Source organism: Gammaproteobacteria bacterium (assembly GCA_029884425.1).
GTDB lineage: Bacteria > Pseudomonadota > Gammaproteobacteria > S012-40 > S012-40 > JAOUHV01.
In genome coordinates this window covers 37,888-44,522 of sequence record JAOUHV010000021.1, presented here as the reverse complement: position 1 = coordinate 44,522, position 6,635 = coordinate 37,888, and the positions used below count along the sequence as shown (strand labels likewise).

Here is a 6,635-nt window from a genome sequence, read left to right as displayed (position 1 = left end):
AGGCGAAGTGGGTGGCACAACACTCCCTGTTGTTTGCAGTGCGTCATGCGTCGCTAGAATTTAAACGTACGGCAAAATACGATGATTTGCTGGCGGTTAAAACCGAATTGATCTCTTCCAATCGTTTAAGTTTACATTTCCGCCAAGAAATTTATCGGATGCGCGCAGAAATGCTCGGGTTTGAGGCTGGCTGGAATATGCCGGACGGTATGGATGAACTGGTCTGTGAAGGTCTGGTCAAAATCGTGGTGTTGAGTGCAGATGGCATGCAGCCAAAGCGCATGTCAGTGGAATTGCTTGAGGAGATTATTTCGTGAATACCGATATGTCCGTCGTTGGACTGGTCATGGGCGCTTCGCCCGTAGTGCAACTGGTGATGTTGATGTTGCTGGGTGCATCGTTGTTGTCGTGGACAATCATTGTCGGCAAGTTCCGTTTGTTGCGACAGGCGAATATTTCGGTGGATGAATTTGAGAAAAAATTCTGGGGCACGTCAGATTTGTCCAGCCTGTTTAGCCAGGTATCACAAAATCAGCGCAAGCTCGGTGAAAACAGCCTGGAAACGATTTTTGTCGCGGGCTTTCGTGAATACGTTCGCCTGCGCAAGGATGATGCATTGTCGCCCCAGGTTGTCATTGAGGGTGTGCAGCGCAGTATGCGCGTTGCGCTGAATCGCGAAGTGGATGCGCTGGAAACCAATCTGCCGTTTTTGGCCACGGTGGGTTCGGCCAGTCCCTACATCGGCCTGTTTGGAACGGTGTGGGGGATTATGAATTCGTTCCGTGCGCTGGGTAATGCCAAGCAGGCAACCTTGTCGATGGTGGCTCCCGGTATTGCGGAAGCACTGATTGCGACGGCGATTGGTTTGTTTGCCGCGATTCCTGCGGTCATTGCCTACAATCGCTACGTGACAGACGTTGATCGCTTGACCACCCGGTGCGACGCGTTTTTTGAAGAGTTTTCCAATATTTTGCAGCGGCAGGCGCATAAGTAAATGTCAGTAGCGGCTCAAAGGAAGCACCGGCGACGCGCCAAGGCAGAGATCAATGTGGTGCCCTACATTGACGTTATGCTGGTGTTGTTGGTGATATTTGTGATTACCGCCCCGCTGTTGACGCAGGGCGTGACGGTGGAGTTGCCCAAGGCGGCGGCTGAGCCAATCAAAAACAGTGACGACAACATCGAACCTCTCGTGGTGACGGTTGACGTGAACGGAAATTATTACCTGAATATCGGCGATGCTCCCAAGAAGGCCATCGATCATCAGGAGCTGGTGAATAAGGTGGCGGCGTTGTTGCGCTATCAACCCAAAACACCGGTGTTGGTGCGTGGTGACAAGGATGTATCGTACGGCAAGGTGATAACCGCAATGGCATTGTTGCAAAAAGCCGGAGCGCCATCCGTGGGCTTGATTACCGAAGCACCTGACCCCATCAGACGGCCGCAGTAATGATCGGAATTATTCAAAAGTATCCCAAAGCGTTTGCGATTGCGTTGATTGCGCACATAGTGCTGTTGACGTTTTTTATTTTCAGTTTTGACTGGAGCAAGAAAGTCGCGCCGCCGCCACCAATTGAAGTGGTGCAGGCCGTGGCGGTGAATGAGCAGCAGGTGCAGGCTGAACTGGAAAAAATCCGCAATGACGAGCGCAAGCGCAAAGATGCGGAAGAAAACCGCGTTCGTGATTTGGAGCAAAAAGCTGACAATGCTCGTCGTGAGCGGGAAAAAGAGCAAGAGCGCCTGAAGGAAATTGAGCGCAAAAACAAAGAAGAATCCGAACGCACTCGCGCCCTAGAGGCGGAGCGGAAAAAGGTTGAAGAAAAGCGCAAGGCCGAGGAAAAGCGTGTCGCCGAAGTTCAGCGTAAAGCCGATGAAGCGCAGCGTAAGGCAGAAGAACAAAAACGACGCGCTGAAGAGGCTGAGAAAAAGCGCAAAGATGAAGAGCGTCGTCAATTAGAGGCAAAACAGCGCGAAGAAGAAGAGCGCATGCGTCAGCAGCAGTTGATGGAAGAGGAAAGCAAGCTTAGGGCGGCCGCCGACAAAGCCAAGGCGACAGCCATGGCCAGACAGATGCAGATGATGCGTTCTGCCATTGAGCGCCACTGGAATAAGGTTGGTTTGCGCAAAGGGGTTTCGTGTGTTGTGCGAATTCGTCTTTTGCCGACAGGTCAGGTGGCTGGTGTTGTGTTGAAAACCAGCAGTGGCGACTCGAAGTTTGATAATTCCGTACAAGATGCGATACTGCGTGCTCAGCCGTTGCCGATGCCCAGTGACAGAAGTCTGATAAATGAGTTCCGTGAAATAGAGTTGGAATTCATTAATAACTAAGGAACACAGTAGTGACAATGAAACGTTTTTTGTCGGCGGTGATGTTGATGTGGTTGTTTTCAACCGCCGCGCACGCCATTTTAAAAATCGAGATCACCGAAGGGATAGAAACCGCAGAGCCCATCGCCGTGGTGCCGTTTGCATTTGAAGGTGCCGTGCGGCCTACGGATAATGTTTCTCAGGTGGTGGCTGCTGATTTGTATCGCAGTGGCTATTTTAAGCCTATGCCTGAAAAAGACATGCTGGCCAAGCCTAGCGAGCCGAGCCAGGTTCGGTTTGAAAACTGGCGGATGATGAACATTCCCTACCTGGTTATCGGCAAAGTTATTGGTCAGGCTGGTGGAACATATACGGTGGAGTTTCGCTTGTACGATGTTTTCCGCGCCAAGCAGATGGCGGGCTTTCGTATGCCAGCGGTGGCAGATAAGCAGTTGCGGATGACGGCGCATCAGGTGGCGGACGTCATTTACGAGGCGATTACCGGTGAAAAAGGTGCATTCGCCACGCGTCTGGCCTACGTGCAAAAAATGCCGGCCAACTTCCAGGGCGCGCGCTACCGGTTGTACATTGCCGATTCGGACACAGAAAACGAAGTTCCGGTATTGGCATCCAAGAGTCCCATCTTTTCACCCACCTGGTCACCGGACAACACTAAACTTGCCTATGCAGTGGCGCGTGGAACGGGGCAATCGATCTATGTGTTCGACTTGAATAATCGCCGTTATGACCGATTGACGCGTTCCAGCGACAAATTTTCTGCTCCTGCGTGGTCGCCAGATGGAAAACAGTTGGCTATGGTAAAGTTAGCGAATGGTAGTTCCGATATTTACGTGATGGACATGGAGACCAAGCAATTGCGGCAAATTACCCGTCATTGGGCGATTGATACCGAGCCGCGCTGGTCGCCGGATGGGAAAACCTTGGTGTTCACCTCGGATCGCAGTGGTGGTCGACCACAAATATACATGACGGATTTATCGGGTTCGGATGTGAAGCGTTTGACATTTGAAGGCAAACAAAATCTGCGTGCCTCTTTTGCCCCGGACGGTCGCATGATAACCTTTGTAACTTTGAGCGACGACGGCAATCACAATATTGCAATTTACGACTTTGAGCGTGGCCGCACTGAAGTGCTGACTCGCGGGTCGCAGGGAGAGTATTGGCACGAGTCTCCCAGTTTTTCACCAAATGGTCGGATGATTATTTATTCGGCGGTGTGGAAGAAGAAAACGGTACTGGCGGTGGTTTCTAAAGATGGGCGCATTCATCAGCGTTTGTCCGCTCCGCCGGGAGGTATTGAGGTGTATGAGCCGGCTTGGTCGTCATTTCTGAATTAGCTTTAGGTCGGTGGCACGCCAGTTGGGTGTTTCCGAAACGTTGAAATTTGTATGAACTTTTTGTGAGGAGTGATAAATGAAACACGTTGCCAAGCTAGTTGTAGCTCTGGTCCCGTTGGTGCTGTTGATCGGGTGTGGTAGCAAAGGGCCTGCTGTCGAAACTAAAGAGCCTGAAGTTCAGATGCAGGCTGAAGACAGTGCGGTTCCGCTCGCAGAAGAAGCGACTCCGCTGGCTGCCGAAGACCGTAGCAGCCAAAGCTCCAAGCCTGTCGCGGATGATGCACTGGCTCAGCGCAAAATTTATTTCGATTTCGACAGTTCTGATGTCAAGCCAGAATATCGTCGAGTTATTGACGCGCACGCCAAGCATTTGGCGGCCAATCCAGATGCGACGGTGACCATCGAAGGGCATTGTGACGAGCGTGGTACGCGCGAATACAACATGGCTTTGGGTGAGCGTCGTGCAAATTCGGTATTGCGCATGCTGACTGCCAAAGGCGTGAGTGCGTCGCAGGTTCGTACGGTAAGTTTTGGTGAAGAAAATCCCGAAGTTGACGGTCACGATGAGTCTGCTTGGGTGAAAAATCGCCGCGCAATTTTTGTTTACTAATCGTTTGAAGTGGATGGAGTGTCTATGATTCGGTCATCCACGCGAGCGTTGGCCTGCGGCTTGATTGCCGCAGGCTGCCTTGTTTCCGTCAGCTTGCTGGCGGCTCCTCCAGTCGATACTTCCAGCATGACCATCGATCAGCGCATCAAGCGCCTTGAGCGGATGGCTGAAAATCAAAATGCAGCACAATTACAGGCGTCTATCGATCGTCTGGAACGCGAAGCAGAATCCCTGCGGGGCGATCTGGATGAAGCGCGGCATGCTCTGGAGCAGCTCAAGCGTCAGCAAAAAGATCTGTACATGGATGCTGATCAGCGATTGCAGCAGCTCGAATCCGGTGGCGGCAGTAGCAAGGGTGGTGTTGCGGTCGGTGTGCAGAGCGATGAAGCTGCTCCGGCAGAGAGTGTGAGCGAATTGAGTCTGGATGAGGCGGGCACTTACCAGAAGGCTTTTGCCGAACTGAAGGCCGGGCAGTATCAGCAGGCATTGGCGACTTTCCAGGGTTTTTTGCAAACCTATCCAGATGGCGCTTATGCTGACAATGCGCAGTATTGGCTGGGTGAGGTTTATTACGTGATGCGTAATTACCCGGCTGCGATTGAAGAGTTTGCAAAAGTTATCAAGAATTTCCCGGACAGTTCAAAAGTATCGGATGCCTATCTCAAGAGCGGTTTTGCCTATTACGAGCTCAAGGACTGGAAAAAGGCCCAGCAATCGCTGACGCAAGTTTTGCAGAAATTTCCCTCCAGTTCGGCGGCGCGTTTGGCCGAGCGTCGCGTCCAGCAGATGAAGCTGGACGGCCAGCTTTAGTTCTAAGCGCGTTTTATGACGGAAGCGCCGCGTTTACGCATTACCGAAATATTCCATTCGCTTCAGGGCGAGTCTCGCACGGTGGGGTTGCCGACAACATTTGTGCGGTTGACCGGCTGTCCGTTGCGCTGTGTCTATTGTGATACCACTTATTCTTTTCAAGGCGGCGAGTGGCTGGCGTTGGACGATGTGCTGGCCCGTGTCCGGCAGTTTCCTGCGCGACACGTGTGTGTGACCGGGGGTGAGCCGCTGGCGCAAAAGGCCTGTCTGAATTTGCTGACTCGTTTGTGTGACGAAGGCTATGTTGTATCGCTGGAAACGAGTGGTGCGCTGGATATCTGTCAGGTTGATTCGCGCGTGCATCGCGTGATGGATCTGAAGGGGCCATCCTCCGGTGAGCAGGAAAAAAATCACCTGCCGAATATTGCATGCCTGAACGCGGCTGATGAAGTCAAATTTGTTATTGCTCATCGAGAAGATTTCGATTGGGCGGTTGCGATGATGGCGCAATATCAATTGGATGCGCGCTGCGACGTTCTGTTTTCGCCCAGTTTTGGCTTGATTGAGCCTAAAGTGCTGGCGCAGTGGATTTTGGATGCCGGGCTGAATGTGCGCATGCAACTGCAATTGCATAAGCTCATTTGGGGCGACGAAAAGGGGCGCTAGATGAAAAAGGCGATTGTGCTTTTGTCTGGCGGGCTGGATTCGTCAACGGTTTTGGCGATTGCTCAGGAGCAAGGGTATGAATGTTATACCCTGAGTTTTGACTACGGTCAGTTGCATCGGGCAGAGCTTGAGGCATCAGGGCGACTTTCGCAGCAGATGGGGGCGGTTCAGCATAAGGTTGTTTCGCTGGGTTTGCGCGATATTGGTGGTTCGGCGTTAACTGATGACAGTATTGCGGTGCCGACCGATCCTGGTGTCGGGATTCCTGTGACCTACGTGCCGGCGCGTAATACGGTGTTTCTTGCCTTGGCGCTGGGGTGGGCGGAGGTGCTGGGGAGTTTTGATATTTTCATTGGCGTTAATGCAGTGGACTATTCTGGTTATCCGGATTGCCGCCCAGAGTTTATAGCTGCCTTCGAGTCGTTGGCGCAGTTGGCGACCAAAGCGGGTGTGGAGGGTGGCCGTTTTCACATTCATACCCCGCTGATCAGTATGAGCAAGGCGGAAATCATCCAATGCGGTCAGCGTTTGGGGGTGGACTATTCCCAGACAACCTCCTGCTATGCGGCGGATGCGGCAGGGCGGGCCTGTGGACGATGCGATGCTTGTCGTCTGCGTCGAGTAGGCTTTGAGCAGGCCGGCGTGCCGGATCCTACCCACTACCAGCCATAATTGGCTGATATCTGCAGTATCTCCCCATTTTTTCAATAAGTTACAGTGTTTTATCATGGAAAGGCTGTGCTGCTGGCTGTGTTGGCAAAAAATACCGACAGGCGGATTACTGCAGCCCCGGGCCGAGCTGAATTTGATCGAATAACACCGTTTGCTGATTTTTTGTGCGCAGTTGATTGTTTTCACATCACTTGGCTTATCTTTGAGAAACT

General features: G+C 52.3%; 9 protein-coding genes. All 9 read left to right on the top strand.

Annotation, left to right across the window (positions count from 1 at the left end):
- On the top strand, positions 1 to 317 hold a 317-nt coding region (locus OEW58_07655; protein MDH5301218.1), incomplete at its 5' end, for a hypothetical protein.
- On the top strand, positions 314 to 994 hold the full coding sequence (tolQ, locus tag OEW58_07650) for a protein TolQ (protein MDH5301217.1): 681 nt from the start codon (positions 314 to 316) through the stop codon (positions 992 to 994). The genes OEW58_07655 and tolQ, both read left to right, overlap by 4 nt.
- On the top strand, positions 995 to 1,450 hold the full coding sequence (gene tolR / locus OEW58_07645; protein ID MDH5301216.1) for a protein TolR: 456 nt from the start codon (positions 995 to 997) through the stop codon (positions 1,448 to 1,450).
- A complete protein-coding gene (gene tolA, locus OEW58_07640; protein MDH5301215.1) occupies positions 1,450 to 2,328 on the top strand; it encodes a cell envelope integrity protein TolA in 879 nt (292 codons plus the stop codon). Before tolR ends, tolA begins: the two co-directional genes overlap by 1 nt.
- 17 nt (positions 2,329 to 2,345) lie before the next feature.
- Positions 2,346 to 3,665: a Tol-Pal system beta propeller repeat protein TolB gene (tolB, locus tag OEW58_07635; protein MDH5301214.1), complete on the top strand. Its 1,320-nt coding sequence runs from the start codon at positions 2,346 to 2,348 to the stop codon at positions 3,663 to 3,665.
- A gap of 76 nt (positions 3,666 to 3,741) precedes the next feature.
- Positions 3,742 to 4,275 carry a peptidoglycan-associated lipoprotein Pal gene (gene pal, locus OEW58_07630; GenBank protein ID MDH5301213.1) on the top strand — a complete coding sequence of 178 codons (534 nt, stop codon included), beginning with the start codon at positions 3,742 to 3,744 and terminating at the stop codon, positions 4,273 to 4,275.
- Between the two features lie 24 nt (positions 4,276 to 4,299).
- Entirely contained in the window at positions 4,300 to 5,085 is a 786-nt protein-coding gene (gene ybgF / locus OEW58_07625) for a tol-pal system protein YbgF (protein MDH5301212.1), read from the top strand.
- A 15-nt stretch (positions 5,086 to 5,100) separates the two neighbouring features.
- On the top strand, positions 5,101 to 5,751 hold the full coding sequence (queE, locus tag OEW58_07620; protein MDH5301211.1) for a 7-carboxy-7-deazaguanine synthase QueE: 651 nt from the start codon (positions 5,101 to 5,103) through the stop codon (positions 5,749 to 5,751).
- A complete protein-coding gene (gene queC / locus OEW58_07615; protein MDH5301210.1) occupies positions 5,752 to 6,423 on the top strand; it encodes a 7-cyano-7-deazaguanine synthase QueC in 672 nt (223 codons plus the stop codon).
- The last annotated feature ends 212 nt before the right edge of the window (positions 6,424 to 6,635 follow it).

Coding starts and splice junctions, on each gene's coding strand:
- tolR (MDH5301216.1), top strand. CDS start 995: ATGTCAGTAGCGGCTCAAAGGAAGCACCGGCGACGCGCCAAGGCAGAG.
- tolA (MDH5301215.1), top strand. CDS start 1,450: ATGATCGGAATTATTCAAAAGTATCCCAAAGCGTTTGCGATTGCGTTG.
- tolB (MDH5301214.1), top strand. CDS start 2,346: ATGAAACGTTTTTTGTCGGCGGTGATGTTGATGTGGTTGTTTTCAACC.
- pal (MDH5301213.1), top strand. CDS start 3,742: ATGAAACACGTTGCCAAGCTAGTTGTAGCTCTGGTCCCGTTGGTGCTG.
- ybgF (MDH5301212.1), top strand. CDS start 4,300: ATGATTCGGTCATCCACGCGAGCGTTGGCCTGCGGCTTGATTGCCGCA.
- queE (MDH5301211.1), top strand. CDS start 5,101: ATGACGGAAGCGCCGCGTTTACGCATTACCGAAATATTCCATTCGCTT.
- queC (MDH5301210.1), top strand. CDS start 5,752: ATGAAAAAGGCGATTGTGCTTTTGTCTGGCGGGCTGGATTCGTCAACG.